14 protein-coding genes are annotated in these 13,500 nt (G+C 67.0%); 7 read left to right on the top strand and 7 right to left on the bottom strand.

The features are described from left to right. Positions 1-147 precede the first annotated feature (147 nt). A complete protein-coding gene (locus ACR9ZJ_RS10625) occupies positions 148-1,992 on the bottom strand; it encodes a DEAD/DEAH box helicase (protein WP_371024909.1) in 1,845 nt (614 codons plus the stop codon). A 146-nt stretch (positions 1,993-2,138) separates the two neighbouring features. On the opposite strand from ACR9ZJ_RS10625, the gene fghA reads away from it, so the two are divergent. Next, on the top strand, positions 2,139-2,987 hold the full coding sequence (fghA, locus tag ACR9ZJ_RS10620; RefSeq protein WP_481287732.1) for an S-formylglutathione hydrolase: 849 nt from the start codon (positions 2,139-2,141) through the stop codon (positions 2,985-2,987). Beyond that, positions 2,984-3,538 (top strand): ribosomal protein S5-alanine N-acetyltransferase, encoded by a 555-nt coding sequence (rimJ, locus tag ACR9ZJ_RS10615; RefSeq protein WP_481280992.1) that lies wholly within the window; start codon positions 2,984-2,986, stop codon positions 3,536-3,538. The genes fghA and rimJ overlap by 4 nt, the downstream gene beginning before the upstream one ends. Here the strand turns inward: rimJ and ACR9ZJ_RS10610 are convergent. The 4 genes from ACR9ZJ_RS10610 to ACR9ZJ_RS10595 form a co-directional block, all read right to left on the bottom strand. Further along, positions 3,522-3,962, bottom strand: coding sequence for a hypothetical protein (locus tag ACR9ZJ_RS10610; protein ID WP_481280991.1), 441 nt, complete (start codon positions 3,960-3,962; stop codon positions 3,522-3,524). The genes rimJ and ACR9ZJ_RS10610 overlap by 17 nt on opposite strands. An 85-nt stretch (positions 3,963-4,047) precedes the next feature. Continuing rightward, positions 4,048-5,430, bottom strand: coding sequence for a DEAD/DEAH box helicase (locus tag ACR9ZJ_RS10605; RefSeq protein WP_481280990.1), 1,383 nt, complete (start codon positions 5,428-5,430; stop codon positions 4,048-4,050). Positions 5,431-5,658: 228 nt separating this feature from the next. Further along, positions 5,659-6,321: a class I SAM-dependent methyltransferase gene (locus ACR9ZJ_RS10600; protein WP_481287731.1), complete on the bottom strand. Its 663-nt coding sequence runs from the start codon at positions 6,319-6,321 to the stop codon at positions 5,659-5,661. Positions 6,322-6,379: 58 nt separating this feature from the next. Further along, a complete protein-coding gene (locus ACR9ZJ_RS10595) occupies positions 6,380-6,658 on the bottom strand; it encodes a hypothetical protein (protein ID WP_481287730.1) in 279 nt (92 codons plus the stop codon). Positions 6,659-6,780: 122 nt separating this feature from the next. Between ACR9ZJ_RS10595 and ACR9ZJ_RS10590 the strand changes: the two genes are divergently transcribed. Both ACR9ZJ_RS10590 and ACR9ZJ_RS10585 read left to right on the top strand, forming a co-directional pair. Beyond that, entirely contained in the window at positions 6,781-8,016 is a 1,236-nt protein-coding gene (locus ACR9ZJ_RS10590) for an MFS transporter (protein WP_481280987.1), read from the top strand. A 53-nt stretch (positions 8,017-8,069) separates the two neighbouring features. Then, a complete protein-coding gene (locus tag ACR9ZJ_RS10585; protein WP_306851366.1) occupies positions 8,070-8,558 on the top strand; it encodes an FKBP-type peptidyl-prolyl cis-trans isomerase in 489 nt (162 codons plus the stop codon). A 107-nt stretch (positions 8,559-8,665) separates the two neighbouring features. Here the strand turns inward: ACR9ZJ_RS10585 and ACR9ZJ_RS10580 are convergent, their stop codons facing one another. Together ACR9ZJ_RS10580 and ACR9ZJ_RS10575 are read right to left on the bottom strand one after the other, a co-directional pair. Further along, the gene (locus ACR9ZJ_RS10580; RefSeq protein WP_481280986.1) at positions 8,666-9,121 is read right to left on the bottom strand and encodes an organic hydroperoxide resistance protein; all 456 of its coding nucleotides are present in this window, start codon (positions 9,119-9,121) and stop codon (positions 8,666-8,668) included. A 123-nt stretch (positions 9,122-9,244) separates the two neighbouring features. Next, on the bottom strand, positions 9,245-9,817 hold the full coding sequence (locus tag ACR9ZJ_RS10575) for a C40 family peptidase (protein ID WP_481280985.1): 573 nt from the start codon (positions 9,815-9,817) through the stop codon (positions 9,245-9,247). Between the two features lie 132 nt (positions 9,818-9,949). Between ACR9ZJ_RS10575 and ACR9ZJ_RS10570 the strand changes: the two genes are divergently transcribed. The 3 genes from ACR9ZJ_RS10570 (at position 9,950) to hutG (ending at position 13,447) form a co-directional block, all read left to right on the top strand. Further along, a complete protein-coding gene (locus tag ACR9ZJ_RS10570; RefSeq protein WP_481287729.1) occupies positions 9,950-11,209 on the top strand; it encodes an NAD(P)/FAD-dependent oxidoreductase in 1,260 nt (419 codons plus the stop codon). 62 nt (positions 11,210-11,271) lie between these two features. Beyond that, a complete protein-coding gene (gorA, locus tag ACR9ZJ_RS10565) occupies positions 11,272-12,633 on the top strand; it encodes a glutathione-disulfide reductase (protein WP_481287728.1) in 1,362 nt (453 codons plus the stop codon). A 16-nt stretch (positions 12,634-12,649) separates the two neighbouring features. Further along, positions 12,650-13,447 carry an N-formylglutamate deformylase gene (hutG, locus tag ACR9ZJ_RS10560; RefSeq protein ID WP_481287727.1) on the top strand — a complete coding sequence of 266 codons (798 nt, stop codon included), beginning with the start codon at positions 12,650-12,652 and terminating at the stop codon, positions 13,445-13,447. Positions 13,448-13,500: the final 53 nt, after the last annotated feature.

The raw sequence follows: 13,500 nt of genomic DNA, 5'->3' as shown, positions 1-13,500 counted from the left end.
GCGGCATCCTTTCCCGAGCGACGGTGTAACCGGAGCGACGAGGGTGGCGGCCGACGGCTCTGCCCCACGCCGCCCGCTTTCGCGGGATCGCCGACAAAGTCGGCTCCCACCGGAAGAAAAAAGGCCTCGTTTCCGAGGCCTTTTCGATCAGTAATCGCGCTTCTTGCGCGGTGGCTTGCCGCCGCCGCTGGCACCCGGGCGGGCGCCCGAGGGGCGGAAGCCGCTGCGCTGGGGCGGACGCGAGGCGCCGCCGCCACCGCCGCTTTGCGGCGCTTCCTTGCCATCCCATTCGGCGATCTTCAGCTGTTGCTGGGCGACCCAGACCTTCTTCAGGTGGTTGAACGTCTCAGCCGGCATGCCGTCGGGGAGATCGATCAGGCTGTAGTCGTCGCGGATGCTGACGCGGCCGATGAACTTGGCTTCGACACCGCCTTCGTTGGCGATCGCGCCGACGATGTTGCCCGGCTTCACGCCGTGCTCGTGGCCGACCTCGATGCGATAGGTGCGCTTGCCGGCCTCGGTCACGTGCGGACGGGGCTGACGCATGCCTTCGCGCACCGGACGACGGTCGTTGAAGTCGCCGCCATCGCGTGACGGACGCTCACGCTCGTATTCGCGCGGCGGCCGCTCGGTGTATTCACGCTTGGCCGGCGGTTCGAGCAGCAGCGGCTGGTCGCCCTGCGCGATGCGCGCCAGCGCGGCGGCGATTTCGATCGCCGGCACGTCGTGCTCCTGCTCGTACTTTTCCACCAACTGCTGGAAGAGGCCGAGATCGCCCGTGGCCAGCGTATCGGTGATGCGCTGGTTGAACTTGTTGACGCGGGTGTCGTTCACCGCCTCGATCGTGGGCAGCTGCATCTGTTCGATCGGCTGGCGCGTCGCGCGCTCGATCTGGCGTAGCAGGTTCTTCTCGCGCGGCGTCACGAAGAGGATCGCCTCGCCGCTGCGGCCCGCGCGGCCGGTGCGGCCGATGCGATGCACGTACGACTCGGTGTCGTGCGGGATGTCGTAGTTCAGCACATGGCTGATGCGTTCCACGTCGAGGCCGCGCGCGGCGACGTCGGTGGCGATCAGGATGTCGAGCTTGCCCGTCTTCAGTTGGTCGATGACGCGTTCGCGCTGCGCCTGCGCGATGTCGCCGTTGATCGCCGCGGCGGCGAAGCCGCGCGCCTGCAACTTGCTGGCGAGTTCTTCGGTGGCCGACTTCGTGCGCGCGAAAACGATCATCGCGTCGAAGCTTTCGGCCTCGAGGATGCGCGTGAGCGCGTCGAGCTTGTGCACGCCGCTGACCCACCAGTAACGCTGGCGGATGTTCGCCGCGGTGGTGGTCTTGTTCTTGATCGTGACTTCGACCGGTTCCTTCAGGTAGGTCTGCGCGATGCGACGGATCGGTGCCGGCATGGTCGCGGAGAACAGCGCCACCTGGCGGCTGGCGGGCGTGGCCTGGAGCAGCTTCTCGACGTCGTCGATGAAGCCCATGCGGAGCATCTCGTCGGCCTCGTCGAGCACCATGAAGCGCAGGCCGGAAAGATCCAGCGTGCCCTTGTCGAGATGGTCGATGACACGGCCGGGCGTGCCGACGATGACCTGGGCGCCGCGCTTCAGGCCCTGCAACTGCGGGCCGTAGCTCTGGCCGCCGTAGATCGGCAGCACCTGGAAACCGGGCAGGTAGGTGGCGTACTTCTGGAACGCCTCGGCCACCTGGATGGCCAGTTCGCGCGTGGGCGCGAGCACCAGTGCCTGCGGCTTGTTGCCGGCCTTCAGGTCGATGCGCGACAGCACGGGCAGGGCGAAGGCCGCCGTCTTGCCGGTACCGGTCTGCGCCTGGCCGATGACGTCGCGGCCTTCGAGCAGGGCCGGGATGGTGGCGGCCTGGATGGGAGAGGGGGTCTCATAGCCGACCTCGGTCAGCGCACGCACGACGTTTGCGTCGAGCGCGAGCGCGCTGAAACCGGGCAGGGCCGGAGCGTTATTTGTATCGGGGGATGACATGGCGACCTCAAAGGGGGCGCGGCGGCGACATTCGGCGCCGGGCAGTAAACGTATTGTAGCAGCGATATGCGTGGTTCGCCGTGGGTCGTGGCCGCCGGGCGTGACGGCGTTACACTCTTCGGTCAGCTTCGATAAGGGACGGGCACATGACGGCGATCGAGACCGTGTCGGAACAGCGTTGCTTCGGCGGCGTTCAGGGCTTTTATTCGCATGTTTCGGACGCTTGCGGGGGAACCATGCGTTTCGCCGTCTACCTGCCGCCTGCCGCGGAAAACGGTCCCGTCCCGGTGCTCTGGTTCCTCGCCGGACTGACCTGTACCGCCGAGACCTTCACGATCAAGGCCGGTGCGCAGCGCATGGCGGCGGAACTGGGCCTGGCCCTGGTGATGCCCGACACGAGCCCCCGCGACACCGGGCTGGCGGGCGCCACGGGCGATTGGGAGTTCGGCGAGGGCGCCGGGTTCTATCTCGACGCCACCGAGGCGCCGTGGAACGAGCGCTTCCGCATGTACAGCTACGTGGTGGACGAACTGCCGCGCCTCGTAGCCGGACGTTTTCCGCTGGACATGGGGCGGCAGGGCATTTTCGGCCATTCCATGGGTGGCCATGGCGCGCTGGTGGTCGCCCTGCGGAACCCCGGTCGCTACCGCTCGCTGTCCGCCTTCGCGCCGATCGTCGCTCCCGCCAGTGTCCCGTGGGGCCAGAAAGCCTTTCCCCGCTATCTCGGCGCGGACCGCTCCCGCTGGGCGAAATACGACGCCACCCGCCTGGTGGAGGAAGGTGCCCGCTTCGACGGCACGATCCTGGTGGACCAGGGCGAGGCCGATGGGTTCCTTCTCGACCAGTTGCAGCCACAGCGTTTCGAGGCCGCGTGTGAAGAGGCCGGACAGCCGCTCGACCTGCGCATGCGCCCGGGATACGACCACGGTTACTACTTCATCCAGACCTTCATCGAGGATCACCTGCGTCACCACGCGAAAGCGTTGATCCCATGAGCGAACCGATAAGGATGCGGACGTCGCGCACCGTGATCCGGCTGCTCGACGTGGAGGAAGCGGAACTCCTGCAGCGCTATCGCACGGAGAATCGCGACCATCTCGCGCCCTGGGAACCCTTGCGCACGACATCGCATTATTCGCTGGAAGGGTGCCGCCAGGCGATCGAGGCGGGCCTCGAGGCGGCGCGTGCCGACCGTGGCTATCCCTTCGCGGTGTTGTCGCCCGACGGTGGCGAGATGATCGCCAGCTTCACCTTCGCGAACGTGGTGCGCGGCGTGTTCCAGGCCTGCCACCTCGGCTACGGCATCGCACGGCGGCATGAAGGCAAGGGGCTGATGTACGAGGCCATCGATGCCGGCATCCGCTATGCCTTCGGTCCGCTGGATTTCCATCGGGTGATGGCGAACTACATGCCGCGCAACGATCGCAGTGGACGCCTTCTCGAACGCCTCGGCTTCGAGAAGGAGGGTTATGCGAAGCGTTACCTCAAGATCGACGGCCTGTGGGAGGACCACGTCCTCACGGCGAAGATCAGAACGCAGGGCTGAGCGGCGAGGATTCACCGGACGCGGGCGTGTCGTGTTCCGCGGTGAACAACGCGCGCCATGCACCGCGTTCCTGCCAGGCGAGCAGGAGATAGACGGCCAGCACGAGCACGTGCGGGCCCAGCGTACGGCCTTCGGTGACGAAGTGGTAACCGAAGATCGCGACGACCGGAGCGGCCAGCAGGAGCAGGGCGAGCGGCACCAGCCGCGCCGCCATCAAGGCTACGCCGGCGTAGACGAAGACCACGCCGATCAGCGGCACCACGAAACCGCTGGCTTCCAGCCCCGCGATGAACGCGCGGCCGCCACTGGTATGCGGTGCCGGTGGCTGCCAGAAGGCGAAGATGTGGTTGAGGCCTGAAAAGGTGAAAAGGGCGCCGAACGCCGTGCGCAGCACGGCGACGCTGTAACGATGGAATCGGGTCATGCGGAACTACCTGGGTGGGAAAACCTGCCAGCACCCATGATCCGGATTGCCGCATGGGCGAACCATCGCCCATGCGGCTAGGCCATCAGGCCTTGTTCGTGGCGGGGCCACGACGCTGGCGACGGCGCTTGTGGCTGCCGGTGTTCTCGCCCGTACCCGCGGCCGAGTGGCCGTGCGGACGGTGTGCCGGCGGGCGTCCGCCGCCGTTGCCGCCGCCCTGTCGCGACTGGCCACCGCTACCGCCAGGACGACCCTGGCCACCGCCGCTCTGCGAACGCGGCTGGCGCTGCTGCTGCTTCGGGCGCGGCGCACCCGCATCCAGCCGCAGCGGCGTGCTCGGCTCGTAGCCGGGCACGTTGCTGATCGAGAGGTCGGTCTTCAGCAGGCGACCGATGTCGCGCAGCAGGCCCGATTCGTCGTGGCTGACCAGCGAGATGGCCTGGCCTTCGGCACCGGCGCGGCCGGTACGGCCGATACGGTGCACGTAATCCTCGGCGACCATCGGCAGGTCGAAGTTGATCACCACCGGCAGCTGGTCGATGTCGATGCCGCGAGCGGCGATATCGGTCGCGACCAGGACGGTGACACGGCCCGACTTGAAGTCGGACAGCGCACGCGTGCGCGCGTTCTGGCTCTTGTTGCCGTGGATCGCCGCGGCCTTGACGCCGGACTGTTCGAGGTGACGGACGAGCTTGTCCGCGCCGTGCTTGGTACGGCCGAAGACCAGCGTCTGGCGACGGCTGTCCTGCGACAGGATGTGCAGCAGCAGGTCGCGCTTCGCTGCCGCATCCACCGGATGCACAACGTGCGTCACGGTATTGGCGACGGTGTTCGCCGGCGTGGTCGAGATCTCGCGCGGCTCGCGCATGAACTGCTGGGCGAGGGCCTTGATCTCGGGCGCGAACGTGGCCGAGAACAGCAGCGTCTGGCGCTGGCGCGGCACGGCGGCGAGGATGCGCTTGAGCGCCGGCAGGAAGCCCATGTCGAGCATGCGATCGGCCTCGTCGAGGACGAGTACGTCGACCTTCGACAGGTCGACCGAGCGCTGCTGCATGTGATCGAGCAGGCGGCCCGGCGTGGCGACGACGATATCGACGCCACGGCGCAGGGCCTGCAACTGGTTGCCCATGCCGACACCGCCGAAGATCACGGTGCTGGAGAGACGCACGTACTTGCCGTAGTCGCGCAGGTTTTCCTGCACCTGGGCGGCGAGTTCGCGGGTGGGCGTGAGGATGAGCGCGCGGATCGGACGGCGGCCTTCGTTGCGTTCCTCGCGGGCGAGGCGCTGTAGCACGGGCAGGGCGAACGCGGCGGTCTTGCCGGTGCCGGTCTGCGCGGCGGCCATGAGGTCGTGGCCGGCGAGGACTTCGGGGATGGCGGCGGCCTGGATGGGCGTCGGCTTTTCATAGCCTGCCTCGGACAACGCGCGCAGCAACGCGGGCGCAAGGCCCAGCGAATCGAAAGACATGGAGAAACTCCTGCGTGACCCGAGCGTTCCCTGGAACCGCGCTGCGAGTTATGGATTTGGCGGCCGCGAACCATGACGAAGACAGCAGGCTGGCCGGTGTCGTGCGCGCTTCCGGAGGTGGGGGAACGGGCGGGAAAATCTCCACGCCGGGGGTCCGCAAGGGAGTCGGAGCGCAAGCACGACCCGCCAAGTATACCTTATTGCGGCGCACAATGGGTGCCCGCCGGTTCAGGCCTGGCGGGAGGCCGTCATCAGGTAGCTGTTGTACGGCGTCCGCCCGAACAGCGGCCGGAAATCGACACGTATCCCTCGTGGTTCGAGCACCCCGCGGATGTCGTCCTCGGTCGGAAAGTATTGCGCGCCGCCCGGGATCCAGCCGACCGCCTTGATGAATTTCTCTTCCCAGACCGTGGCCCGGTAGCGCCAGGAGCCGTCGCGGATGACATTGCGCAGGATCAGCACGCCGTCGTCCGCCAGGTGGTCCACCGCGAAGGCCAGCAGTTCGCCCTGGCGCTCCTCCGGCAGGTAATGCAGGACATCGAGCATGGCGACGTGGCCGCGCAGGGCTTGCGGCGTGGCCGCATCGCCCTCTCGCAGGGCGATCTCGTCGCCCAGCCCGGCACGTTCCGCGGCCACGCGGCCCATGGCGATCTTGCGGGCGTCGTGATCGAGGCCGACGTAGCCGTCGAGCGCATCGCAGGCGTGCAGGTAATGGCCGAGCAGGCCCAGGCCGCAGCCGATGTCGAGCAGGGGCAGGCGCCGGCCGGCGATGGCCTGCGCGGCGGCGGCGTACACGGGATCGGTGGCCAGCTTGCCGTGGATGTAGATCCGGTCGCCGCGGCGGCTGAATCGGGAGGCGATGCGCTGCCTCGTCCGGCTGTCGGGGATCATGCGTGGTGGTCCATCCTTAGAAAGGGCCGCGTACGACGACCGCACGCGGCCTTGGATACTAGCGCTGTTGCTGCGGCTGGTTGCTCTTGTTGACATAGGCGTCGTACTCGCCCTTGTCGACCTTGCCGTCGTGGTTGAGATCGGCTTCGGGGAAGTGCGCACGCAGTTGCTTGAGTGCCTCGACATCCTTGGGAATGTCGCTGCGCTTGATGCCCTTGCCATCCTTGCTGATGTCGGAAAAGGCCGGTGCTCCGCTGTTTTCCGACTGCGCGGACGCCGTGCCGATGCCGAGCACGGCCAGCAACGCGAGTGAAACGATCGATCGCGAGTACTTCATGAGTCCTCCGTCTGTCGTGGTGGCCACCAGTGTAGTGGCATGCCGTCATTGCGCCGTGAGGCGCACGTCGGATCTTAGCGCTGTGCTAGCCTCGGCGCCGCCCGATCGTTGAGGAAATTCTCATGCCGCTTCCCGCCGCGCTGCGCGAACTCGACCACACGCAGCGGCATACCGTGATCGCCAGCTTCCTGGGCTGGACCCTCGACGCCTTCGACTATTTCTTGCTGACCTTCGTCATCCTCGCCGTGGCCAACGAGTTCCACGTGCCCAAGCAGGAGGTGACTTATGGCTTGTTCCTCACCCTGGCCGCGCGGCCGATCGGCGCCTTGATCTTCGGCCGCCTGGCCGACCGCTACGGGCGACGGCCGGTGCTCATGTTCGACATCGTGCTGTTTTCGCTGCTGGAGGTGGCCTGCGCGTTCTCGCCATCGCTGGGCGTGCTGCTCGGCCTGCGCTTCCTCTTCGGCATCGCGATGGGAGGCGAGTGGGGCATCGGGGCGTCGCTGGCGATGGAATCGATCCCGGCCAAATCGCGCGGCTTCGTTTCCGGCCTGCTGCAAAGCGGATATCCGTGTGGCTTCTTCCTCGCGGCGCTCGCCAACTGGTTGCTGGTGGACCACATCGGCTGGCGTGGCCTCTTCGTGGTCGGCGCGTTGCCGGCACTGCTGGTCTTGTACATCCGGCGCAAGGTGCCCGAGTCGCCGGTATGGGAGAGCCGCCGCTCGCAGGCACGCGAGAGCGTCTTCGTTTCCATGCGCGGGCACTGGAAACTGTTCGTCTACCTCATGCTCCTGATGGCGGCGTTCAACATGTTCAGCCACGGATCGCAGGACATGTATCCGACCTTCGTGCAGGAGACCCTGGGAATCCCCGCCGGCTCGGGCACCGCGTTCCTGCTCACGGCATTGCTCAACCTCGGCGCGCTGGCCGGTGGCCTGACCTTCGGTTCGCTCTCCGAGCGGATCGGCCGGCGCAAGGCGATCATCATCGCGGCGCTGCTGGCGATCCCGGTGGTTCCGCTGTGGATGTACGGCGGGTCGTTGCTCCTGCTCGGCCTGGGCGCCTTCCTCATCCAGGTGATGGTGCAGGGTGCGTGGGGCGTGGTGCCCACCCATCTCAATGAACTGGCGCCGGATGCCGTGCGTGGCACCCTGCCGGGCTTCGCCTACCAGATGGGCAACCTGCTCGCGGCGATCACCGCCACCGCGCAGACCTGGCTGGCCAGCCAGCGAGGCGGCGATTTCGCCTTCGCGATGTCGACCTGGATCGCCGTCGTGGCCTTGCTCCTGGCGCTGCTGACCTGGCTCGGGCCGGAGGCCCGTGGCGTCGGCTTCGGCCGCCGCCGTGGTCCGACGTGACGCCACGACCGGGCACGGCTAAAATCCCCCGTTTTCCTCCGGTAGAAACGAACATGCAGGCTGGCAAGGGCAAGGTCATCTCGTTCCATTACACCCTCACCGTCGATGGCGAGAAGGTCGAAAGCTCGATCGAGGGCGGCGAGCCGTTGTGGATCCTGCTCGGCCATGGCCAGCTGATCCCCGGCCTCGAGGCCGGTCTCGAAGGCAAGTCGGTCGGCGACACCTTCGATGTCGAGATCGCTCCGGAGCAAGGTTACGGCCCACGCCAGGAAGGCATGACCCAGCGCGTGCCGAAGAAGTACTTCCCGCAGCAGGGCAAGGGCCTGAAGGCCGGCGACAGCACCGTGCTTTCGTTGAAGGAAGGCGGTAGCCGCGTGGTCGTCGTGCAGAAGATCGGTTCCAGCGTCGTCGACATCGACCTCAACCACCCCATGGCGGGCAAGACGCTCAACTTCCACGTCGACGTGCAGTCCGTGCGTGACGCGACGGAAGAGGAAATCGCGCACGGGCACGCCCATCCCAACGGCGACGCCGCGCACTGAGGACCACCGAATCGCCGACCCTGTCGGCGATTCGCGATGACCTCGAAAACAACAACGGCGCCCTAGGGCGCCGTTGTTGTTTCAACCAGCGGGTCTTGAAACAGGTCTCAGACCACCGGCTGGCCGTTCACCGAAATCTCGACGTCGATATTGCCGCGCGTGGCGTGCGAGTACGGGCAGACATTCTCGTGGGCGAAGGCGACGATTTCCTTCGCGGTCGCGTCGTCGATACCCGGGAGGCTCACCTCGAGCTTGGCGCGGATGGCGAAACCGTTGCCCTGGCGCTTGCCGATGCTGACGCTGCTGGCGACGGAGGCGTCGTCGGCCTTGACCTTCTTCTGGCCGGCGACGAAACGCACCGCGCCTTCGAAGCAGGCCGCATAGCCGGCGGCGAACAGCTGCTCGGGATTGCTGCCCTCGCCGGTACCGCCCATGGACTTCGGCAGGCGCAGGTCCATGTCGATGCGGCCATCGTCGCTCTTGACGTGACCGTTGCGGCCGCCTGCGACCTTGGCATGCGCGGTGTAGAGGGCGTCGCCGTCGAACTTGGAGATATTGCTCATGGGTTTGTCCTTTGTCGTCTGGGAGGGGAGGGCCGGTTGGCCGGTCACGGAAGAGAGTAAAGCACGCAATTTAATCGCGCGCAATTCAATTGTTGAACGAGCGCCCGGCGCGTTGCCGTCCGTTCAGTTTAGGACGCGGCGCCCATAGGCGAAGTTCTCTTTCCAGTAGGCGCCGTCCAGGTCGTCCAAACGTACCGTACCGCCCGAGTTCGGTGCATGTACGAAACGACCCTTGCCGACGTAAACCCCTACGTGGGTGATGTGCCCGCGGCCGAAGAAGACGAGGTCGCCGCTGGAAAGCTCGGCTTCGTCGACCTTCGGCTTGTCGAGGGCGGCCATCTCCGCCGAGGTCCGGGGCAGGCGCAACCCGGTCGAGGTCAGGTAGATGTAGTTGATGAGCCCGCTGCAGTCGAAACCGCCCTGCGGGGTATTGCCGCCCCAGCGGTAGGGCGTGCCGACCAGGCCGATGGCACGGAAGAGCACATCGTTGGCGGCATCGGCCGGCGGCGCATCGGCCGGCTTGGTGGACCAGCCCAGGTTTTTCGCCAACGGCACCGCCGAAGCCGGATTCCGCCGCTGCGAGGACGAGGGCTTGTGCGGAGCGCTGCCGCAGGCGACCAGCAAGGTCACGACGGCGGCCACGGCGAAGGAACCGAGCCAGGTTCGGAAGCGGAAAGGACGTGTGGCTGGCGACATCGGGCGTTCCCCTGTCAGGATCGGCGCAACGAGGTTATCAAATCAATGGGTTGCGTGGAATACCTGCTAAAGCGCGCGAATTGTAGGCCGGGGACACCCGGTGAAGGGCGGCCGGGCCGCTAAAATGCCTGGATGGACAGGTCCCGAAGCGATGTTCTGATCATGGGTGGCGGAGTGATCGGGCTCGCGTGCGCCCTGTACCTGCTCAAGGCGGGGGCGAGTGTGCGGGTGCTCGAACAGGCCCAGCCCGGCAGCGGAAGCTCTCACGGCAACTGCGGCACGATCACGCCCAGCCACGCGGGGCCGCTGACCATGCCGGGCATGGTCGGAACGGCCCTGGGTTCGCTGCTGCGGCGCGATGCGCCGCTCTACGTGAATCCGCGTCCCGATGCGGCCCGGGCACGCTGGCTGCTCGGTTTCGCCCGGAACTGCACCTGGGCGCGGTACCGGCAAGCGGGTGAGGCGAGAGGGGCGATCCTGGCCCGCTCACGGACCTTGCTGGGCGACCTGATCGCCGGCGAAGGCATGGCCTGCGAATTCGAGGAAGTGGGCGAACTCTACGTTTATCGCCAGGCGCGCACGCTACGCGACGACCGGCCGCACGTGGACCTGCTGCGCCGGCTCGGCATGGACGTGCGGGAACTGGATGCCGACGAGGCCATGGCGCTGGAACCGGGCTTGCGCGATGGCGTGGTGGGCGCCTTGCTGCATCCGGGCGACGCGCGGCTGAGACCGGACCGGTATGTCGCGGAACTGGCGCGACGGGTGCGCGAACTCGGCGGAGCGATCGAGACCGGTGCGCGGGTGGATTCCTTCGTCTTCGACGGCGCGCGCGTTTCCCATGTGCGTACCACCCGCGGCGTCTTCCAGGGCGACCGCGTGGTCATGGCGCTCGGCGCATGGTCGCCGTTGATCGGCAAGCTGCTCGACATCCGTTTGCCGATGCAGCCGGGCAAAGGCTATTCGCTGACCTGGGAGCGGCCACCCGAGCACGCGCCGCGTCATTCGCTGGTGCTGCGCGAAGCCGCGGTGTGCGTCACCCCCTGGGTCTCGGGATTCCGCCTTGGCAGCACCATGGAATTTTCGGGCTTCGACGAGGGCCTCAACCCGTTGCGCATCGATGCGTTGCGGCGCGGCGCGGCCACCTATCTTCGCGAGCCGGAAGGGCGCGGCGAGGTCGTGCCGTGGTGGGGTTGGCGGCCGATGAGCGTGGACGAGGTGCCGATCATCGGCCCGAGCGCGCGGTGGTCGAACCTGGTGTACGCGACGGCGCACGGCATGCTCGGCATCAGCATGTCGGCGGCGACGGGAGAACTGGTGGCCAGTCTCCTCGTGGGCCCGGCGCCGACGCTGGACCCGGTGCCTTATTCACCCGCGCGATTCGGGCTGTAGACGCGAGGATCTTCGCAGTCGCATTTGCTACGGTGTCTCCTCCCCATCCCAAGGAACATGGCATGACTTCGGAAGCTTTCGACCTGATCGTGATCGGCGGCGGCTCGGGCGGACTCGCCGCGGCGATCAGGGCATCGAAGCACGGCGCGAAGGTCGCGCTGCTGGAACCGAACGAGCTGGGTGGCACCTGCGTCAATTCCGGCTGTGTTCCGAAGAAGGCGATGTGGTACGCGGCGCAGATGGCCGAGGCGCAGTACATCGCGGTGGACTACGGTTTCCACGACAAACCCGGCAGCCTCGACTGGCCCCGCTTCATCGAGCGGCGCCAGGCGTACGTCGAGCGCATCCGGGTGAAGTACCAGCAGGCGCTCGACACGGGCCACATCACCGTCCTGCGTGAATACGGACGCTTCCTCGCGCCCGGTCGCGTCCAGGCGGGCACGCGCGAACTGACCGCGCCGCATGTGCTCATCGCCACCGGTTCGAGGCCCAATCGACTGGACAAGCCGGGCTTCGACCTCGGCATGACATCCGATGGCTTCTTCGACCTCCGTGCCTGCCCGCGCCGCACGGCCATCGTGGGCGGCGGCTATATCGCGGTGGAACTGGCGGGCGTGCTGCGCGCCCTGGGCAGTGACGTGGACATGTACGTGCGTGGCCGCCTGATGAGCGGCTTCGACGAGGAAATGGCGTATGGCCTCGGCGACGAGATGCGCCAGCATGGCATCCGTGTCCACTACGAATGCCAGATCGACGCGGTGCACGAGAAGGACGGCGTGCTCCTCCTGGACTGCGACCGTGGCGACCATCCGGGGCCCTACGACGCCTTGATCTGGGCCGTGGGCCGGCATGCCGATACCTCCTCGCTCGACATCGGCCGCATCGGCCTCGTCACCGGCGACGACGGGCACGTGGAGATCGACGATTACCAGAACACCAACGTGCCCGGTGTCTACGCGGTGGGCGATGTGACCCAGCGCATGGCGCTGACGCCCGTGGCCGTCGCGGCGGGCCGCAAGCTCGCCGATCGCCTGTTCGGCGGCAAGCCGGAGGCGAAGCTGGACTACCAGAACATTCCCAGCGTGGTGTTCTCGCATCCGCCGCTGGGCACCATCGGCATGTCGGAGCAGCAGGCACGCGAGCAATACGGCGCCGACGTGCACCTCTACAAGCAGTCGTTCGTACCGATGCAGCTGGCGCTGGCGCATCGGCCGATCACCACGCGCTTCAAGCTGATCTGCGTGGGGGAGGATTCCCGCATCGTCGGCATGCAGATGCTCGGTCCGGGCGTGGACGAGATCCTGCAGGGCTTCGCCGTGGCGATCAAGATGGGCGCCACCAAGGCCGACCTCGACGCCACCCTGGCCATCCATCCGACATCGGCCGAGGAAATGGTGCTGATGGGCGATCGGGTGCCCGGATGAGCGGTACACTCTTGCCATGAGCCCGTACACCCTTCATCGCGGCACCGCGCCGCTCCTGATCAGCCTGCCGCACAACGGCAGCGCGATCCCCGATGACCTCGCCGCACGCATGAAGCGTCCGGCGCGCCGCTCGCCGGACACCGACTGGCACGTGGCCGAACTGTACGATTTCGCCCGTGGCATGGGCGCGAGCGTGATCAAGCCGTTCGCCTCGCGCTACGTGGTCGACCTGAACCGCCCTGCCGACGGTCATGCCCTCTATCCGGGGCAGAGCGAGACCGGCCTCGTGCCCACCGTGCTGTTCAACGGCGAGCCGATCTACCGCGCCGGCGCCGAGCCGGATGCGGCGGAAATCGCCGATCGCGTGAAGCGGTGGTGGAAGCCTTATCACCGCGCGCTCGCCGACGAACTGGCACGCCTGAAAGCGGAGTTCGGGCATGTGGTGTTGTGGGAAGGACATTCCATCCGCAGCCATGTGCCGATGCTCTTCGAGGGCCGCTTGCCGGACCTCAACCTCGGCACGGCCGATGGCGCGAGCTGCTCGCCCGCCTTGCAGGCGAAACTCGCCGCCGTGCTGGAGGGGCAGGACGAGTATTCCTTCGCGGTGAACGGCCGTTTCAAGGGCGGCTATATCACCCGTCATTACGGCAAGCCCGCGCACGGGATCGACGCCGTGCAACTCGAGCTCGCGCAATTGAACTACATGGACGAGGATTCGTTCGAGTACCTGCCGAAGAGCGCGGCGAGCGTGCAGGTGCTGATCGGGGAGATGCTGAAGGTCTGTCTCGACAGCGCGCGGATGGTCACCCCCTAGGCCGATCGCCGACAGGGTCGGCTCCCACCACCAGGTTGAGCTACCTGGTGGGA

The sequence above is a fragment of the Luteibacter sp. KNZ12-1A genome, from assembly GCF_056755675.1.
Note: the sequence above shows the minus strand (reverse complement) of the source record. Positions and strands in the feature narration are given on the sequence as shown.

Bases quoted from the DNA above. Each gene is read 5' to 3' on its own strand.
- ACR9ZJ_RS10610 (WP_481280991.1), bottom strand. From the start codon at position 3,962: ATGACCCGATTCCATCGTTACAGCGTCGCCGTGCTGCGCACGGCGTTC.
- ACR9ZJ_RS10600 (WP_481287731.1), bottom strand. From the start codon at position 6,321: ATGATCCCCGACAGCCGGACGAGGCAGCGCATCGCCTCCCGATTCAGC.
- ACR9ZJ_RS10625 (WP_371024909.1), bottom strand. From the start codon at position 1,992: ATGTCATCCCCCGATACAAATAACGCTCCGGCCCTGCCCGGTTTCAGC.
- ACR9ZJ_RS10585 (WP_306851366.1), top strand. From the start codon at position 8,070: ATGCAGGCTGGCAAGGGCAAGGTCATCTCGTTCCATTACACCCTCACC.
- rimJ (WP_481280992.1), top strand. From the start codon at position 2,984: ATGAGCGAACCGATAAGGATGCGGACGTCGCGCACCGTGATCCGGCTG.
- fghA (WP_481287732.1), top strand. From the start codon at position 2,139: ATGACGGCGATCGAGACCGTGTCGGAACAGCGTTGCTTCGGCGGCGTT.
- ACR9ZJ_RS10595 (WP_481287730.1), bottom strand. From the start codon at position 6,658: ATGAAGTACTCGCGATCGATCGTTTCACTCGCGTTGCTGGCCGTGCTC.
- gorA (WP_481287728.1), top strand. From the start codon at position 11,272: ATGACTTCGGAAGCTTTCGACCTGATCGTGATCGGCGGCGGCTCGGGC.
- ACR9ZJ_RS10580 (WP_481280986.1), bottom strand. From the start codon at position 9,121: ATGAGCAATATCTCCAAGTTCGACGGCGACGCCCTCTACACCGCGCAT.
- ACR9ZJ_RS10570 (WP_481287729.1), top strand. From the start codon at position 9,950: ATGGACAGGTCCCGAAGCGATGTTCTGATCATGGGTGGCGGAGTGATC.
- ACR9ZJ_RS10590 (WP_481280987.1), top strand. From the start codon at position 6,781: ATGCCGCTTCCCGCCGCGCTGCGCGAACTCGACCACACGCAGCGGCAT.
- ACR9ZJ_RS10605 (WP_481280990.1), bottom strand. From the start codon at position 5,430: ATGTCTTTCGATTCGCTGGGCCTTGCGCCCGCGTTGCTGCGCGCGTTG.
- hutG (WP_481287727.1), top strand. From the start codon at position 12,650: ATGAGCCCGTACACCCTTCATCGCGGCACCGCGCCGCTCCTGATCAGC.
- ACR9ZJ_RS10575 (WP_481280985.1), bottom strand. From the start codon at position 9,817: ATGTCGCCAGCCACACGTCCTTTCCGCTTCCGAACCTGGCTCGGTTCC.